The following is a 16,207-nucleotide window of genomic DNA, read 5'->3' as shown; positions in this document are numbered from 1 at the left end:
TCGCAGGTAACCGCGAGTCGCTTCACAGATTGGTGAACGCGCAGCAGCATTCCGCTCAACCGTGCGTCGCATCAGGCGAAGCAGGCCCAGATGGGGGCGTGGTCGGAGGGTTTCTCGATGCCGCGCAGCTCATAGTCGATACCGGTCTCGGTCACGCTGTCCTTGAGGGCATCGGAGGCCATGATAAGGTCGATGCGCAGGCCGCGGTTCTCGTCAAAGCCTCTGGAGCGGTAGTCAAACCAGGAGAAGCGCTCGCACTCGGTGGGGTTGGCGGCGCGGAAGGTGTCGGTGAGGCCGAACCCTTTCAGGCGCTCCATCCATTCGCGCTCGATGGGCAGGAAGGAGCACTTGCCATCTCGCAGCCAGCGCTTGCGGTTCGCTTCGCCGATGCCGATGTCGAGATCGGTGGGGGAGATATTCATATCCCCGATCAGTACCAGCTGGTCGTCCGGGGTGTGGTTGGTCTCGAGGTAGTGTTGCAGATCCTCGTAGAACTTCTGCTTGGCCGGGAACTTGGTCTCGTGATCCTGACTTTCACCCTGCGGGAAGTAGCCGTTCATCACCTTGATGAGGGAGCCGTCTTCGCGCTCGAAGGTGGCCATGATCATCCGGCGCTGCGCCTCTTCGTCATCGGTGGGGAAGCCTTTCTCCACCTTGATCGGCTTCTGCTTGCTCATGATGGCGACCCCGTAGTGAGCCTTCTGGCCGTGAAACTCTACGTGATAACCCATGGCCTCCACATCGGCCAGCGGGAAGGCTTCATCGTGCACCTTGATCTCCTGCAGGCCGATCACATCGGGCTGGTGCTTGTCGATGATGGCTTGCAGCTGGTGCAGACGGGCGCGCAGGCCGTTGATATTGAAAGAGATGATCTTCATGTCCGGGATGCTCATGTCATTTTTATAAGTCGCTATTGGACTAGGAATCGGCGGTGGATGCAAGTTCGGGGCGCGGGCCTGCGCCAGTGGTCGGCCCGCTTGGCAGGGAGAGACGTCAGCGGGTCATCTTCTTGACAAACACCACCACAAACAGCGCCAGCGTGAAGCTGCCGGTAAAGGCCTCGAAGGCGGCAAAGAGCCTTGAGAGGCCGACCGGGGTAAAGTCGCCATAGCCCAGGGTGGTGAAGGTGACCACGCTGTAGTAGAGGCACTCGAGCAGGAAGATGGCGTTCTGTTCGAAGGGGGCATCCGGTCGATAAATAAGGTGGTTGCCCGAGAAGTTGAGGCCGCAGAAGAAGTAGAAAATGCTGCAGATGAAGATGAGCAGCAGGGAGAAGAGCACCACCCGCATCGGGGCCTCGCCATAGCCGCAGAACAGATCGACCACCCAGGAGGTGAAGCGCTGGCTCGACCAGAGCGGCAGTTGCAGCCGGCGCATGGTGAGCTCCTGCTGGATATAGTTGCCGGACATGGTGAAGATCCCCTGCGCCTCGGAGGCTTTGCGCAGATCCCGGTAGGTCTCTTCCGCCTCCTTGAACCAGACACGCGCCTGTTTGGGATCCCGTTCGCGGCGCCCCTTGCGATCCTGCATCACCCGTTTGCCGGTCTGCATGTTGTCGAGCCGGGTGTTGTGCCAGCGGATGCCGAGCAGGTTGACGTCATCGAGGGTGGCGCACTGGAGGTTGGCATCACTGAGATCGGCCTTCATCAGGCTGCCGCCCTTCATGCGCAGGCCGTAGAGGTGGCCACCGCGCAGGTTGGCGCGATAGAGGTTGCACTGCTCCAGCAAAAATCCCTGTTCGGACTCCTTGTTGACCAGATTGAGGCCAGCCAGATTGGCCCGTGACAACTGCAGGCCGTGGCAGAGACCGCCAGCGCGAACGTACTGTTCGAGCACCTCGGCGGTGTGGGCTTCCTGATGGGGTCTGTGGGGCTCATGCCAGTGGCAGAGCTCGTGCTCGCCAGCCTCTTCACTGCAGTGGCGGCCATCGGCCACCAGATAACGACACATCGCCATCTTCGTTTCCCTCGCATTGCCGAACTGGTTTCAGCATAGGCGGGGAAAAGGGGGCGTGGCGGCGTCTTAGCTGAACTGGTTGAACTCCTGACGCAACTTGCGAAAACGCTCCTGCTGGGCCGGGTTGAGGGGAATGCCGTCGAGCACGTCCAGGGTGTCTTTGCACTCGGCGCCAAATTCCGGGCTCTTGCGGTTTTTCTGCATCAGTTGCAGCAACACTTGGATCTTGTTGAGGGCCGCACCGGTATTGGCGGGGGCACGGCGCAGGGCTTCGCGAAAATGGCCGAGGGCCTGCTCCAGCTCGCCGCTCTGATAGGCTTTGATCCCCAGATCGTTGAGCTGCTGGTAGCGCTGACGCCGCTCCAGCACCGTCTTGTCATCCCGGGTTGCCTGAATGCAGGTGGTGAGCAGCCGGTCTTCGTCTTCCGCCAGCAGGCCCTGCAGGCTCTCGGCATATTCGAACTCGCCGAGCTGGTAGAGGGCGAGGATGGTCTCGCCAAGCAGGGCGGGGGGCATGGTGGCCGGTTCATCGAGCCAGTTCTGGTTGGCGCGATAGAGCATCTTCTTGCCCTTGAGCAGCTCCCCCAGCGCAATTTGCACCCGGGCCTGACAGATCTGCTCGAACACCGGGTAGTTGAACTCCGACATCATCAACGAATCGCGGATGCGCGACAGGGCCGAATTGACCTGCTTTTGCAGGTTGGCGATGTGGTAGCTGTCGTTGCTGTTGAGGGCGTAGAGGGTCAGGGTCTGGATATAGGCCCCCAGATAGTGGGGGGTGCGATGGATCGAGTTGCGCGACAGGTCGATGAGGGCAAGCAGCACATCCTTGGCCTGGGCGTAGTCGTGGCGCTGCAGGCACACCTCCGCCAGTCGGCGGGATAGTTGCACCGACTGGGGGGAGATATCCACCGCCCGTCTGAGCTCCTGCTGCGCCTGCTCGTCATGGCCGAGGGCCAGCAGGGACTCTGCCAGCCAGAGGTGAGCCTCCACCATCAGCGGGGTATTCTTGAGGGTTGCCTGCAGATGGCTGACCGCCTCTTCGTGGAGTCCCAGAGTGTTGCACGCCTTGCCCAGCGTCAGGCGGGCCCAGCTGTTCTCCTGCCCGGCCAGCAGCTGGCGCATCAGGGCGCGTGCCTCTTGTGCCTGACCCAGCTTGAGGTGGGTATCGGCCTGCAGGCAGCGGCAGTAGTTGGCAAAACGGGGCACCGCATCGGCCCGCTCGGCACAGGCGGTAATGAGGGCCGCCAGATTGTCATCGGCCAGCGCGCTAAAGACGCTGGCCAGCGCGTTGCGCCGGGCGAGAGCGCGTTTGAGGCGAAACGAGAACTGCTCCTGGGAGAAGGGCTTCATCAGGTATTCGTCGGGTTCGGCTTCCAGCGCGCTCAGCACCATGGCGCGGGAGCTGTCGCTACTCACCATGATCACCACGCTCTGGGGCGGGATCAGATCTTTGTCGCGCAGGCTTTCGAGCAGCTGGCGACCATTTTCGCCGACCCCCAGATCGTAATCGATGAGATAGATGTCGAAACTGCCCTTCTGGCAGCGGCGCCGCGCATCCTCGGCGGTATTGGAGTAGGTGATGTTGCTGATCCCCAGATTGATCAGCATCGCCTTCATCATCACCTGAAACGAGCGCTGCTCATTGACCATCAGAATGCGTTGGGGCTTGGCTGGGCTCTTTTTTTCTGGCTCTTGTTCAGGTGTCTGCATCTGTCTGGGTCGAGGCGCTGCGGGCTGATGAGGGAAAGTGTGCCACCAAAGCGCCCGAAGAGGCAATTGGCCAAGTTGTCGATTGCGAACAGTCTCCGTTTGTCAGCCTCTTGCCCGCGATGAGTGAAAGAAGAAGGCCCTGTTGCCAGGGCCTTGAACTCAGCGTTTTTTCTCTGCCAGATAGGGCGCAAATTGCGGCGTGTACTCGGCCTTGAACCCCTGTCCGGTTTTGACGATGAGATAGACCGCCAGCTTATGCTGCTTGGCAAATTCCATCGCCTGCTCGGGGCCCATCACCATCAGCGCGGTATCGAGGGCATCGGCCTCCAGCGCGGTCGGGGTGATCACGCTGGCAGAGACCAGCTTGTGAGTGACCGGCTGGCCGGTGGCGGGGTCGATGATATGGGAGTAGCGCTGGCCATCCAGCTCGTAGTAGTTGCGATAGCTGCCTGCGGTGCTGAGCGCCATGCCGTTGGGGATGACGATATCGGAAAACGCCCCCGGCTGATCGGAGGGCTCGACGATGGCCACTCTCCACGGCGATCCCTTGCTGTTGTTGCCCTTGCTGCGCACCGCACCGGCCACTTCGATCAGGTAGTTGTGTACCCCCTTGCCCTCGAGCAGGGCGGCAATCTCGTCGGAGGCGGCCCCTTCACCGAGGGTGGAGAGGTCGAGATAGAGATCCGGGATCGTTTTTTCGAGCAGGAAGTGATCCCCCTGCGGGGTCAGGATCAGCTTGTCGATCCCCACCTTGTGGCGGGCGGTGGCGATAGCTGCCTCATCGGGTCGCTTGACCGGCCGTTTGTCGGGGCCAAAGCCCCACAGATTGACCAGAGGCCCCACGGTCACATCCAGCTTGCCGTCGGTCAGCCGACCGGCATCAAGGCCCTGCTGGACGATGATGGCCATGGCGGGCGGGATGGCAAACGGGGTATTGGCTGGCCCCTGATTGAAACGGGAGATGAGCGAGCCCGGATCGTAGGTGGAGATCTCCTTGTTCATCCGGGCCAGCAGGCTCTCCACGTCGCTTTTGAGGGCGGGTTCCCCACCGGGGTAGTTATCGCTCAGGGTCACCACATAGTAGGTGCCCATGGTCTTGCCCTGAATGCGGGTCTGGGCAGGCGGGGTGGGCTGGCAGCCGGCCAGCGCCAGCAGCAGGGTCAGCAGCAGGCCGCGCAGGGCCGCCACGGGGGTCATTGCAATCATCCGGCGCTCTCATCTGGAGAAGGTTCATATCGGGGCGCTAGCTTAGCCAAGGGGCACCCGCCGGGCGAGCCCTGGTAGGCGTAATCGGAGGGAAAAGGGCAGAAAAAATTAAACAGTTTTGAACCTGTGGCTGTAGCGGGTCGTATCGTCCATCCGTGAGGAAAGATATTGGCGAGTGCTGCACCATCTGGTGACCTGGCCCGCAGCTTTGGTCAAAAGCCATAGCCGATTGAAGACAATTGAGTAAAATGAAGGTTGATTTAGACGGCATCTTTGCGAAGCGTTAACCGCATCCGCCAAGTCGTTGCCATCCATTGCCAATCAAAGGAGAAGATGATGAAAAAGGCGATTACCCTGCTGTTGCTGAGTACCCTGGCTGCCCCCGTGCTGGCGGATGAGTGTGCACTGGTCATCGAAGGCAATGATGCCATGCAGTACAACCTCAAAGAGATGAGCGTGCCGGCCACCTGCAAAGAGGTGACGGTCACCCTGAACCACACCGGCAAGCTGCCTGCTACCGCCATGGGCCACAACTGGGTGCTGGCCAGCACCGCCGACTATCAGACCGTGGCGACTGCCGGGATGAGCGCCGGGGCCGAGAATGACTACCTGCCCAAGGATGATCCCCGTGTACTGGCTCACACCAAGCTGATCGGCGGCGGCGAGAGCAGCAGCGTCACCTTCAAGACCGACGGCCTGGCGGGCAAGGACCTCACCTTCTTCTGCTCCTTCCCCGGCCACTTCGCCATGATGAAGGGCGCCTTCAAGGTCAACTAAGGTTCTGACCGGCATCGAGCCGGTTGCCTGAATAGCAAAAGCCGGGATTACCCGGCTTTTTCATCTCTGTCGCTTGCGTGTGGTGTGGCATGGCTGCGCACCGCCGACTTTCGCGCTATTTGGCCTGCAGGGTAAAGAAGGCGATGGTGGTCTTCTTCTGGCATTCGAAGTGAATGCTCTCTTCCCCGGTCACCACCAGCGTCTCATTGATGGCCACCTCTTTGCCCTGCACGGTCAGCTGGCCGCTCAGCAGGTGGCAGAGGTAGGTCTTTTCTGGCTCGAGGGTAAGGGTCAGCGGGAAGGGGAGGTTCAGCACCCGCACGTTGGCACTGATGCGATCCGGATGGTAGATAAGCCCGAGATCGGTCACCTCTTTTTTCAGCAATTCGCAGTGGGTCTCCTCATCACCGCTAAAGTGCGCCGCCTCGAAGGTGGCGTAGGGGTGGCCGTTGAGCATAAAGCCTGCCCCGCTCACCGGCAGCAAAATGCGCTGATAGCCGGGAAAGGGGGAGAAGGGGCCCGCGTTCTTGATGGGGGCCGAGCTCAGTCGATAGTCAAAGTCGAGTTTGGCAAGGCTCGTCCCCTTGGGGGAGATGAGGATCTGGCTGGTGGTGCCCTGCTGGTTTTTCCAGGGCATCTTCTGGTGGTCAGACTCTTTAATCAGGGTGATCACGGGCACTTCCTCACGATGAAAAAACGCAGGGAGCCGGGGACATCAGCCCCGGCTCCCTGATAGAGATTGGCGATGGTAAAGGCGATCAGCCCTGACCATCCAGTGCGGCCAGCCGTGCTTCCATGGCGGCGAGACGGCTCTTGAGCTCGCTCACCTCCTGCTCCAGCTCGCTCAGGCGATCCGCCGCAGGGGAGGCATAGGCTGCGGCGGGGGCGGCATCCATCATCGCCTGAATATCCACTTCGCCGCTGAACAGGTGAGCGTAGCGGGATTCGCGCTTGCCCGGCTCGCGCGGCAGCTTGACCACGTAGGGGCCACGCTCGATAAGGGCGCCGAGCACCGCATCCACTTCGGTGACATCATCGAAGCTGCAGAGGCGGTTGGTGCGTGAGCGCAGCTCCCCCGGGGTTTGCGGGCCGCGCAGCAGCAGCTCGCAGACGATGCCGAGCTCCTGGGCGCTGAATTTCAGCTCGCCAAATTCGGTGTTGCAGAATCTGTGCTGGTAACGGGGCACCCGGGCGTTGAAACCGGCGGTGTTGACCACCAGCCGCTTGCGGAGCAGCTCGTCCACCACGGCGCGGATATCGAGCTCGGAGAGCTCCAGCACCGGCTCGCGGTTGCTCTTCTGGTTGCAGGCGTTGACCAGCGCATTAAGGGAGAGGGGATATTGATCCGGGGTGCAGATCTCTTTTTCAATCAGACAGCCGATGACGCGGGCCTCCAGCGGGCCAAGTACTAACTCCATTTCCTACTCCCTTCCGAATCGAAACATCAAGAGCCCCTATCTTAGTCATGGCCCGCGCCGCGTCTAGCGTTGCGCGCCATTTTTGCGAGGTCATCAGGGGGTTGGCGAAAGGCTCGCCAACGCCGGAGGCATCCAGTTTTACTGCTGCTCCTGATAGAAGCGCGCCTTGTCGGCATACATGGCATCGTCTGCCACCCGGCTCAGCTCTGCCAGCGGGGTCTGGTCGCTGCTGCTCCAGCCGATGGCAAAACGCAGCGGGAAAGTGTGCTCGCCATGCTGCACGATGGCGTGGTGCTGGCTTGCTTCCAGTCGGGCTGCCAGCCGCTGGCTGGCAAGGTGATCGGCCTCCGCCAGCAGCACGAACTCGTCGCCACCGATGCGGAAGATCTTCTCATCCTGACGGCAGAGGGTGCGCAACTGGCGTGCCATCTGGATCAGCAGGGCGTCGCCCGCCTCGTGTCCATAATGGTCGTTGGTGCGTTTGAGGCCGTTGAGATCGAGCATGAAGAGGGCGAGGTGACGCTCGGGATGGCGCGCCAGCACCGCCTGATAGTGATGGAAGGCCTCTTCGAACGCCTGCCGGTTGGGCAACCCGGTGAGGTTGTCGGTGCGGGCGACCCGCGCCAGCTCATCGGTAAAGAGTCGCCCCTCGATGCCCACCGCCAGCTGCTTGGCAAACAGCCGCAAGATGGCCCTGTCTTCGGACTCCAACCCTTCGGCGCTCACCATCAGATAGCCAAACAGCACGCCGCTCTGGCTGCCGGGCAGGGTCATGATCTTCCAGAGCGTGTTATCCCACTGGCATTCGGAGTGTCTGATCTCTTCATCTATCAGCTGGATCAGCTTCTCCTGCAGGGCATCCCGCAAGGGGGCATCCACCCCCTGGGTCAGGGAGTAGTGAGGCTCTCCGTCGCGGCGGATCACCAGCCCCCAGCGGTGGCCGGGATAGAGCTGGGATAGCTGCAGCAGGGCGGAGCTGGCCAGCTCGGCAATATCGATATCGAGCTGCTGGTGCAGGCCGAACTGCAGCCAGGATTGCAGGATATGGCGGCTGCGCTCCTCCCGGCTCAGGGCCGAGCGCAGGGCGGTCGTTTGCGAGGCCACCTCTTGCTCCAGCTCGTCGTTGAAGCCGAGCAGCCGCTGGTTGAACGCCTCTTTCTCGCTATTGGCGCGCTGCAGCTGTTCGTTTTGCTGGTAGAGCGCCCGCACCTGATCCGAGATGGTGTAGGCCATCTCCTGCAGCAGCTGGCGCACCTCGTCGTACTCCACAAAGCGCAGCGGTGCCTGCTGTTGCTGGTAGTTGCCCTTGCCATAGCTGCGCACCAGCGCGGCCAGCGAGCGCAGCGGTCGGGTGAGCCAGCGGGTGAGCCAGACGCAGCCTATGGCTACCAGCAGCAACATGCCGACAATGCTGCCGGTCAGCAGCTGCTGGGATTTGTTGAGCTCGCTGACCCTATCATCGCTGTAGCTGTAGAGGGTGATGGTGGGGGTGATCTCCTGCTCCAACTGGGGCCAGCCAATGACCAGGGGGTGCGCCATCTTGCTTGGCACTCTCTCCTTGTCAGGCACTGTGTCGTTCGTGGCGTTGGCGCTCTGGTGAGCCCCTTCGTAGAGACGGTTCTCGCCCTGGGAGATCACCAGATATTCGCTCCCCTTGAGATAGGGCTCCAGCAGTTGGGCCATCTGTCGCCAGGGGAGGATGGCCATCACGAAGCCGGAAGGGGTCTGCATCACCCCTGCGCGCTGGTGATTGCGATAGATGGGGGCCACCAGTGCCAGCCCGCCGCTGCGGTTCTGCTCCATATCGCCGACCAGCACGGGATCATCGACGGGCAGCAGCAGATGCTTGCCCTGTTTCGCCTCGCGGGTCTTGCTCCAGGCCATCAGCTGCGGCATCAGATTGCTCGATTCGAGGTGGGAAGCCTGGCCATTGATGTACTCCACCACCAGCCCCTTGTCATCGATGAGGTAGGCCGAGGTGAGCAGGCTGTTGGACTTGATGAAGGCGGCCAGTGCCAGTCGGGCATGGCTGGAGAAGAGGAAGTTGTCGAGGGCCTGATGGAGCACCCGATCCTGACTGAGCTGATTGATCTGGGTGCCGATCATCTCGCTGCGAAAGCGGGCTTCGCGGGTCATGCTGGTGAGGGCCCGCTCCAGCTGTGACTGTTCGCTCTGGGCGATGATCTGGTGCTGGCGGGTCAGCAGCACCACGCTGGCCAGCAGCGCCGGCAGCAGGGCCACGGTGAACAGGATGATGATAAGGGTCGGGCCGAGCCGAACGGTGCGATGGTTCATGGTGCTTTGACCTGCCGGTACTGCTGATCGGCCAGCTGTTGCATGTAGCGGGCGGTGTCGGCGGCACTGATCCCTTCTTTAAAACGTTCGAATCCTTTATCCATCGCTTGCCAGGCAATGGACATGGCGCTGTCGGAGGGCATGGGGGTGGTGAGGGTGAACTGTTCCAGCAGCACTTTTTCCCGAGGCGTGGGGTTGTGGCTGATGGTGGCAAAGGCCTGCTGATTGACCGGCAACAGTGCCCCCTGTCGATAGATGAACTGCTGAATATCCTGACGCTGGAGAAAGGCCATCAGCGCTTTGATGACGGGTTGCCGATCCTCATCGTCCATCGCCCAGCGGGAGGCGCCCATCACGTAGGCGCCGCTCATGGAGTGCATGGGGCGCATCTGCCAGTGGGGCAGCAGGGCGACCCCCAGCTGATCCCCCATGTTTTTCACCAGATCATTGAAAGCCCAGTCTCCGTTGATGAGGTAGGCACTCTTGCCCTCGTTGAAGCGGGCGAGGGCGGCGTCATAGTCGCAGTCGGGATCGATCCACTGTTCGCTGGCGACGGTGCGGTAGGCCTCCAGTGCCTGCACCATGGCCGGGGTGTCGAGGGTGATGCGCCCTTCGGTCACCGGCGAGCCGCCAAAGGTGTGCAAAAAGGCGGCGAAGTAGTACATGTCGTGATAGGGCCAGCTGACGGGGTAGACCCCTTTGGCCTTGAGGGCCGGAGTGATGGCAGCCAGTTGCTGCCATTGGGTCACCGGCGCCGAGACCAGCTTCTTGTTGTAAAACAGCATCAGGTGGTTGCCCTGCATCATGGGCATGCCCCAGCGTTGGCTGTCGAGGGTGACATAACGCAGGGCGCTGGCCATCAGTGCGGGGGAAAACCACTCGGCGGGGAGGGGGGCGAGGGTCATCTGGCGATAGAGACCGATAAAGTCGGACGGGATCAGCATCAGATCGGGCAGCCCCCTGGCTTGCGCCGCCAGCAGGAGATCCGCCTTGATCTTGCCCGGCTCGATCTGGGTGACCCGCACGCTGTGGTTGCCTTCCTGATTGAAGCGGGCGATCACCTCGTCGATCACGTAACCGGCCTGCTGGGAGTGCCACAGCTCCAGCTCCGGCTCCTGAGCCCGCAGGGGGTGGCTCAATGCGAACAGGCAAAGCAGCAAGAGATGATAAAAAGATCGTTTTATGCTCATGTTACCATCACCGTTATACCTTGAATTCCAAAGGGAAATGTAACAAACAACCGGCAATGTCGGTAGGCACGGGCGCCAACTAATTGACTGAAACGACAAAAAGCCCGGCTCTTGGGCCGGGCTGGAGGATAAATTGCTTATCCGGGTATTCTTCGAGGCATCTAGTGTGGATGTTGTTTGAGGATGTCGTATATCTCCTCTTTCAGTTTGAGTTTCTGCTTTTTCAGATCTCTCACCTCGGCGCTATAGTCGCTGGCGTGATGCTTTTCCAACTTTCTAATCTCCGCATCCAGGTCGTTGTGCAAGTCAAACTTCTTCTGGAAATGGACATCACTGCTCTTAAGTTTCGAGATGAGTTCTCTGTACTCTGGGAACATGTAATGGAACCTCCTTGGTTTCGTTTGATTGTGCCTGTAAGACCAAAGCTACCCCTTAGTGCCGGGGATAAATGTGATCCTGATCGAATTTGGGGGCAATCATTTGGAGTATTTGGCAGGATATTTATAACTTGTTGAATCAAAACAAGATAAGTGATTTATCAATCTGAATGGTGCACAAAACTGTGCGGTAAATCACAACAGGGGCGGCGCTGGCGTGAGGGGACAGGATCAACAAAGGGGCCGTGTGGCCCCTTTGTCTGGGTGCTGGCGACGTTACTGTTTTTCTTCGTCCGCCTGCTCTTTTTTCTTTTTCTTCTCGGGCAGCGGCTTGCCATCGCGGTGGATCACCTTGCCCGCTTCAAAGCCAATCTGGGCGGCCAGCTCTTCCAGATCCGCCGACTTGGCCTGATCCCCGATGGCGTAGCGATAGTTGGCGATGCTCAGCTTGTCAGCCACCGGCGTGCCCGGGACGATTGGCTCACGCCAGCCCTGACCGATGTGGGCTACCAGGGTACCGTTCATCAGCAGCTCGCCGACGATCTCCTGGGTCGGGTTGCCCTTGCCGTAGGTGAGACCCTGAGGGTGCTTCTTGCCGACCAGCGGCTCGTTGCTGGCGGGCATCAGCTTGGTGCGGATCAGCCACTTGGGCTTCTTGGTGTTGCCCACCGCTTTGCCGGTCTGGTATTCGTTGATCTTGATGGTCTTGATCATCTGGGCCATGAAGTCCTTGGTCAGCGCCTTCTGGGCGTCGCTGGTTTCATCGATGGCGATGGGGGCCACATACCAGGTCTGAGTGGCTTGAGCCTTGGGAGCGGCAGGGGCAGTTTGCGCCATGGCCAGGGGGCTGAGCAGGATGGCAGCCAGCAAGAGTCCTATCTTCTTCATTGTGATTCCGCTTTTGTTTCAACAAGAATTTTGTTTTGCCAGCGACGACTGCGCCAGCGCCAGAACATGGCCAGACCGCGCACCCACTCGTCGCAGGCCAGCGCCAGCCAGATACCGACCAGTCCATAGCCCTGCATGATACCGAGGAAATAGGAGAGTGGCACGGCAATTCCCCACATGGAGAGCAACGCCATGTAGAGGGGGAAACGGGCATCCCCGGTGGCCCGCAGGGCGTTGATCACCACCAGATTGAAGGTGCGGCCGGGTTCGAGGATGAGGCTGATAAGAAACAGCTGCGCCACCTGGGTGATGATGTCGGCATCATCGGTAAAGAGGCTGATGATGGTGCGGCCATTGAGGGCCGCCGCCACGGCGATGACGCAGGTGACCGCCAGCCCCAGTTTGAGGCTCTTGATCAACTGTTGATAGGCGCGATCGAACTGTTTGGCGCCCGCCAGATGGCCGATGATGATCTCGTTGCCAAGGCCGATGGAGAGGCCAAACAGCAGGATAAACAGACAGATCTGGAAGAAGTAGGATTGGGTTGCCAGCGCCTTGTCCCCCAGCAATCCGACAAAGGCTGTCACCACCATAAACTGCAGCATCCAGGAGAGGTTCTCCCCCGCCGCAGGCAGGCCGATATGGAGCACCTTGCCGAGCATCTCCCGACTGGGGTGGACGATATCGCGCACCACCAGTCGAATGCCGGTCTTGCGGGCCACCAGCCACACCAGTAGCACCACGCCGACCAGTCGGCCAGCCACTGTGCTGATGGCAACACCGGCCACTCCCAGTTGGGGCAGGCCGAACCAGCCGTAGAGCAGCAACAGGTTGCCGACGAAGGTGATGAGGTTGACGATCAGGGTCACATACATCGCCTGACGGGTGTGGCCGTGGGCACGCAGGGTCGCCGCCAGACAGAGCGCTGCGGCCTCCGGCAGCAGGCAGAGACCGATGATCTGCAAGTAAAGCGTCGCGTCGCTCATCAGGTTGGCGGGCAGGTTCATCAGCGCCAGCATGGTGCTGGCCCCCGCCATCACGCCGATGGCGGCCACCAGTCCGATCAGCAGGTTGAACCCGATGGCGGTGTGGATCACCACCCGGCTCTTCTCCCGATCGCCCGCGCCAAGATACTGGGTGATCACCACGCTGGTACCGATGCTGACGAAGCTGAACAAGGTGATGGCGAGATCGAACACCTGATTGCCGACCGCCAGCGCGGCCACTCCCTGATAGGAGACGTGACCCACCATGAAGGTATTGAGGGCGCCGGTCAGAAAGTGCAGAGCGAGATCGATAAAAAGCGGCCAGGTCAGCGCAAAGAGGGTGCCCGGGCCTGCGTGGGATTGAGATTGCATGGCATATCCAACAGCTGGGAAGGCACAGGGGAGTGCCCTCTGGGGGCGCATTTAACACCAAGGCAAAGGCCGGCGCAATCCTTGTGCAGGATTGCCCGACCCGGGGGGCAGACCAGGGGATCAGGCAGGGGTGGCGCCCGCCTCCTGTTCGCTTGGCAGGGTGAGGCGTGCCGAGTCGGGCAGGGCATCATCCTGCGGCCAGTGGGAGCGGATAGCATCTGTGGTGCTCTCCACCACCTCGTCATCCCTGAACACCGGTTCGCGGTAGCAACGGGTCATGCGCAGCGCCTGATACATATCGGGGCAGAGGATGATCCCCTCGTCGCCCACCCGCACGCCCGCCTGTTTGAGCCAGTGGGTCATCTGGCCGTGGCGACCCGCCATCACCATATGGATGCCGCGCCGTTTCAGATCCTTGTGCAGTTCCCCCACCATGCTCATCACGCTGATGTCCTGATGGGTGAAGCAGGCGACCGCGTCGATCACCAGACACTTGGGATTGTGGGGATCCTGCACCAGCAAGGCCAGCACTCGCCGCTTGAAGTAGGGGGCGTTGAAGTAGGTCAGCGGCGAGTTGAAGCGATAGACCAGAATGCCCGGGATCGCCTTGGCCTGCTCGTTGTCTCCCAGGGTGCGCACTACCCCCTCGTCATCCATGCCGAGCAGCTGGTCGGTGGGGCGCATCACATTGCGCAGGAACTGGAACAAGCCGAGCAATACCGCGAGGGTGATCCCCGGGATCACCCCCATGGTGAGCACGCTGATAAAGGTGATTAGCGCCAGCCAGAAGGCGGATCGATCGGAGTGGCGCAGTGCCCAGAGACCGCGAAAATCGGTGAGCGACAGGGAGGCCATAACCAGCACCACCCCGAGGGCGGCAGTGGGAATGTATTTGAGCGGCGCCGTCAGATAGAAGGTGATGAGGGCGATCACCGCAGCGGCGATGATGGAGACCAGCTGGCTCTTGCCGCCGTTGGCGTCGTTGACCGCGGTGCGTGAATCTGCCCCGCTGATGGCAAAGCCTTGCGAGACCGCGGAGGCGAGGTTCGCCATGCCCAGCGCCCGGAACTCCTTGTCCGCGTCGATTTCGTAACCGTTCTTGGCGGCAAAGCTGCGGGCGGTCAGCATCATGGAGACGAAGCTCACCATGGCGAGGTTAAGGGCGGGCAGCACCAGCTCCCGCATCAGACCCGGGGGGAACTCCGGCATCTGGAACGCGGGCAGGCCGGAACCCACCGCCCCCAGGGTGGCGATATCAAACTGGCCGAGATTGAAACCCCACACCAGCGCAGCGGTCACCACCATGGCCACCATGGAGGAGGGCCACGCCGGTTTGTAGCGTTTGGCCAGCAGCAGGGTGAGCAGGGCCACCAGACTCATGGCCAGGGTCGGCAGATGGGTCTGGGTAATATAGGTAGCCCCGCTGGCGATCCGCTCGATGAGGTAACGTTCGCTGAAGGTGAAGCCGAAGATCTTGGAGAGCTGGCCCACCATGATGGTGATGGCTACCCCGTTGAGCAGTCCCATCAGGATCGGGCGGGAGAGGAAGTCCGCCAGCACTCCCAGCTTGAAGCGGCTGGCAATCAGGCACCAGAAGCCGGTCATGGCGGTCATGGTCATCACCAGTTGCCAGTGACGGGTCGGGTCGCCTGCGGCTAGCGGCGTCACCACGGCGGCAATGACCGCGCAGGTGGCGGCATCGGGGCCGACAATCAGCTGGCGGGAGGTACCAAACAGGGCGTAGACCAGCATGGGCAGGATGCAGGAGTAGAGGCCAACGATGGCGCCCACCCCGGCGAGCTCGGCATAAGCTATGGCGACGGGCAGCGCCACGGCCGCCACCGAGAGTCCGGCGCGAAGGTCTGGCATCAACCAGGCGCGCTGGTATTGCAGCAGGGCAGCGAGGCCCGGTAGCCAGCGTTCGAGAGAGAAGAAGTCGCGCATTATTTAACCCATTGAGTTACAACCAGCTTTTCCCCTAGTGTGCACAAGGTTATCGAAAGATTGCAATCAGGTTATGGCCAGTTTACCTGAAGGTCAGGCCAGATAGCCTGCCAGCGTTTCTCCTTGATGCGCTGGGTAAAAATCTGTTTGTCCTGGCGACATCTGGGGTTGGCACTCACTTGCAGTGACCAGTTGATGGCAAAGCCGTAGGGGGCGAGCCACTCGAACTCGCCATCCCGGGTGAGGCGCACGCCGATGCAGGTCGGCACTTCGACCCAGTGGCTGAGCGCCTCCAGACTGTTGGCAAACGGCGCCACCAGCTGGCGCGTGTGCATGCGGGCCTGATTGCGCACCTCCCACTGCTGACCCGGCAGCAGTTTGGCCAGCCAGGCTTCATGCGCCGCCTCGGCCAGCCCTTGCGGATCGTTTTTATCGAGATAGATAAGGTCGATATCGTTGAGCGGGGTGGGCACAGCCTTGTGGTGAAGGTGATCCCAGATGAGGTTGCGGATAAAGCCGGCCCCCAGCGCCCAGTCGGGCAGATTGAGCTCGGCGGCGGCTTGCAGGCAGGCCATCCGCTGCGGATCAGCCCGCAGCAGGGCTTCGGTTTTGGCTTGGTATTGCTGTTCGAGGGTGGTGTTCAGAGGTTCAGTTGTTGGCATTGCGGCGTAACCAGACATCAATGTAACGGCAGCTCGGCACTATAGTGAGCCCCTCCGCCTGAGTCCAGTTGAAGAAGGCGCGCGCCAGCTGATCGGCAATCCCCTGCACCCGCAGCTCGGGGGGCACGAAGGTGCTGTAGGCATCGATGGTTTTGGCATCGAGCCGCCGGTAGCGCAGTCTAGACTCCTTCCCCTCCACCATACAGATGAACTGCTGCTGGTTGGCCTGATGGATGATGTCGCTCATGGTGGGCACCTCTGGCATAAAGTTGGGTCTCTCGGCACAACATAACTGTTAGCCAAGGTATAGAACAGATAGTGGATGATGTATCGATTGTTATCAGGATTATTGAGCCAGCTCTTGCTCTCTGGCTTTTATCTTGGCACGAATCGATGTGGCAATAATCAGCACGTTTGGAAGAG

The 16,207-nt window shown here is 60.9% G+C and carries 15 protein-coding genes; 1 reads left to right on the top strand and 14 read right to left on the bottom strand.

From position 1 onward, the window contains the following. Window positions 1-71 precede the first annotated feature (71 nt). The 4 genes from xthA to PG888_RS02120 form a co-directional block, all read right to left on the bottom strand. On the bottom strand, window positions 72-878 hold the full coding sequence (gene xthA, locus PG888_RS02135; protein ID WP_182937805.1) for an exodeoxyribonuclease III: 807 nt from the start codon (window positions 876-878) through the stop codon (window positions 72-74). Between the two features lie 115 nt (window positions 879-993). Next, window positions 994-1,956: an ion channel gene (locus PG888_RS02130; protein ID WP_182937804.1), complete on the bottom strand. Its 963-nt coding sequence runs from the start codon at window positions 1,954-1,956 to the stop codon at window positions 994-996. Between the two features lie 66 nt (window positions 1,957-2,022). After that, window positions 2,023-3,669 (bottom strand): tetratricopeptide repeat-containing response regulator, encoded by a 1,647-nt coding sequence (locus PG888_RS02125; protein WP_270692766.1) that lies wholly within the window; start codon window positions 3,667-3,669, stop codon window positions 2,023-2,025. 159 nt (window positions 3,670-3,828) lie between these two features. Next, window positions 3,829-4,875 carry an FAD:protein FMN transferase gene (locus PG888_RS02120; RefSeq protein WP_182937803.1) on the bottom strand — a complete coding sequence of 349 codons (1,047 nt, stop codon included), beginning with the start codon at window positions 4,873-4,875 and terminating at the stop codon, window positions 3,829-3,831. A gap of 336 nt (window positions 4,876-5,211) precedes the next feature. Between PG888_RS02120 and azu the strand changes: the two genes are divergently transcribed. Further along, a complete protein-coding gene (gene azu, locus PG888_RS02115) occupies window positions 5,212-5,652 on the top strand; it encodes an azurin (protein WP_042656977.1) in 441 nt (146 codons plus the stop codon). A 115-nt stretch (window positions 5,653-5,767) separates the two neighbouring features. Here azu and PG888_RS02110 read toward each other — a convergent pair whose 3' ends face one another. The 10 genes from PG888_RS02110 to PG888_RS02065 form a co-directional block, all read right to left on the bottom strand. Then, the gene (locus tag PG888_RS02110) at window positions 5,768-6,325 is read right to left on the bottom strand and encodes a HutD family protein (RefSeq protein WP_182937802.1); all 558 of its coding nucleotides are present in this window, start codon (window positions 6,323-6,325) and stop codon (window positions 5,768-5,770) included. An 85-nt stretch (window positions 6,326-6,410) separates the two neighbouring features. Next, window positions 6,411-7,070, bottom strand: a complete 660-nt coding sequence (locus tag PG888_RS02105; RefSeq protein WP_182937801.1) for a YceH family protein — start codon at window positions 7,068-7,070, stop codon at window positions 6,411-6,413. A gap of 138 nt (window positions 7,071-7,208) precedes the next feature. After that, on the bottom strand, window positions 7,209-9,365 hold the full coding sequence (locus PG888_RS02100) for a GGDEF domain-containing protein (RefSeq protein ID WP_270692765.1): 2,157 nt from the start codon (window positions 9,363-9,365) through the stop codon (window positions 7,209-7,211). Next, window positions 9,362-10,555 (bottom strand): sugar ABC transporter substrate-binding protein, encoded by a 1,194-nt coding sequence (locus tag PG888_RS02095; RefSeq protein ID WP_182937799.1) that lies wholly within the window; start codon window positions 10,553-10,555, stop codon window positions 9,362-9,364. The genes PG888_RS02100 and PG888_RS02095 overlap by 4 nt, the downstream gene beginning before the upstream one ends. Before the next feature lie 161 nt (window positions 10,556-10,716). Then, window positions 10,717-10,932, bottom strand: coding sequence for a YdcH family protein (locus PG888_RS02090; protein WP_042057872.1), 216 nt, complete (start codon window positions 10,930-10,932; stop codon window positions 10,717-10,719). Window positions 10,933-11,208: 276 nt separating this feature from the next. Continuing rightward, window positions 11,209-11,820, bottom strand: a complete 612-nt coding sequence (locus PG888_RS02085) for a hypothetical protein (protein ID WP_058054089.1) — start codon at window positions 11,818-11,820, stop codon at window positions 11,209-11,211. Continuing rightward, entirely contained in the window at window positions 11,817-13,178 is a 1,362-nt protein-coding gene (locus tag PG888_RS02080) for an MATE family efflux transporter (RefSeq protein ID WP_182937798.1), read from the bottom strand. The genes PG888_RS02085 and PG888_RS02080 overlap by 4 nt, the downstream gene beginning before the upstream one ends. Window positions 13,179-13,298: 120 nt before the next feature. Continuing rightward, on the bottom strand, window positions 13,299-15,122 hold the full coding sequence (locus tag PG888_RS02075) for a SulP family inorganic anion transporter (RefSeq protein ID WP_182937797.1): 1,824 nt from the start codon (window positions 15,120-15,122) through the stop codon (window positions 13,299-13,301). 71 nt (window positions 15,123-15,193) lie between these two features. Continuing rightward, window positions 15,194-15,784: a nucleotidyltransferase family protein gene (locus PG888_RS02070; RefSeq protein WP_182937796.1), complete on the bottom strand. Its 591-nt coding sequence runs from the start codon at window positions 15,782-15,784 to the stop codon at window positions 15,194-15,196. Next, window positions 15,771-16,031: a GNAT family N-acetyltransferase gene (locus tag PG888_RS02065; RefSeq protein ID WP_005337747.1), complete on the bottom strand. Its 261-nt coding sequence runs from the start codon at window positions 16,029-16,031 to the stop codon at window positions 15,771-15,773. Before PG888_RS02065 ends, PG888_RS02070 begins: the two co-directional genes overlap by 14 nt. Window positions 16,032-16,207 lie beyond the last annotated feature (176 nt).

Origin of the sequence: Aeromonas sp. QDB23 (assembly GCF_027707745.1) — a bacterium.
GTDB classification, from domain to species: Bacteria; Pseudomonadota; Gammaproteobacteria; order Enterobacterales; family Aeromonadaceae; genus Aeromonas; species Aeromonas allosaccharophila.
This window is presented reverse-complemented; position numbering and strand designations above follow the sequence as displayed.